The 1,142-nt window shown below is 42.1% G+C and carries 1 protein-coding gene; it reads right to left on the bottom strand.

What is annotated here, in order from left to right; all coding sequences use genetic code 11:
• Positions 1 to 25: 25 nt before the first annotated feature.
• Entirely contained in the window at positions 26 to 1,069 is a 1,044-nt protein-coding gene (locus J2Z28_RS30980; protein WP_211085775.1) for an IS630 family transposase, read from the bottom strand.
• Between the last annotated feature and the right edge of the window lie 73 nt (positions 1,070 to 1,142).

Genomic DNA, 1,142 nt, shown 5'->3' on the forward strand with positions numbered 1-1,142 from the left:
ACTATATAGATTGAACTGAAAATCTTTACGCCCGAACCAGTAGCCGATCAATTAATTCAAAAGGACTCTGATTGACCCGTTTCATGAAATCTGCAACATGAGTACGGATGACGTAATACTTATGAAAAAAGACATTGTTTACGACATCCTGTTTTAGCCATTTCCATAATCCTTCAACAGGATTAAGCTCAGGACTATACTTGGGTAAAAAAACAAGATGAAGTCTCGGATTTTCTCGCAGAAAAGGCTGGATTTCCTCAGCATGATGAGTACGGGCGTTGTCTAACACCATGATAAGTTTGCCATTGGGATAGGCCTGTAAGATATCTATTAAAAATCTTCCAAAGGCCGCCGCATCAAACTTTTCTTCTTCTCGATGGGTCACACGGCCTGTTTCATAGTCGATGGCAGCAAATAGTTTGGCTCCTTTATGCTCGCCATATGTCGGAATTTTGCGTTGTTTTCCTTTGGGAAACCAGTTGTACTGCAAAGCCAAATAGGCCCGTATCATGGATTCATCTTCAAATAAAAGATGGTCGATTTCTCCCTGATTCAGTTGCTCTTTTAGCTCAGGCAAAGTGACCTCGCGGAATTGTTTTTGTTCCGCTTTGTTGGCTCGTACCAAAGTATAGGTGGCTTTCGTGTAGCTAAAACCAAGCCGGTTCAGCATTTTAGAGATTCCTCTCAGGGTATATTTCTCGTCAAACTCGCGAAAGATCCATGCACGGATGATTCTTAACGTCCACGTGTATTTCGCTTCAAATCCAACATCGACCGGACTTTGCTTGGCAATGGTTTCTTTCAGCCGTTCTTCTTGTTCATCAGAAAGTTTTCGAATGCCGCCGGGATACTCACCAAACTCAAGGCCTTGAAGTCCCTGCTTGCGATAAGCATTCCAATATCCGCTTATGGCAGGAAATGATCTGCCCAAAATGTCTGCAGTTTCGGTTAAAGTCCGGCCTTCCAAATGCAAACGGACAGCTAAATATCTTTCATACATGCGCGTACTATCCGTTTCTTTCATGGCCGTTGTTAGCTTTTCAATCTCTTCTTCATTTGTCACTTGAATCCCCGCCCTTTTCAGTTATTACTATCTTTTACCCGATTAGGCGGTTCTTAATTTTATGAGTTCAATCTATATA

The organism is Paenibacillus xylanexedens, assembly GCF_017874615.1.
Taxonomy (GTDB): Bacteria; Bacillota; Bacilli; order Paenibacillales; family Paenibacillaceae; genus Paenibacillus; species Paenibacillus xylanexedens.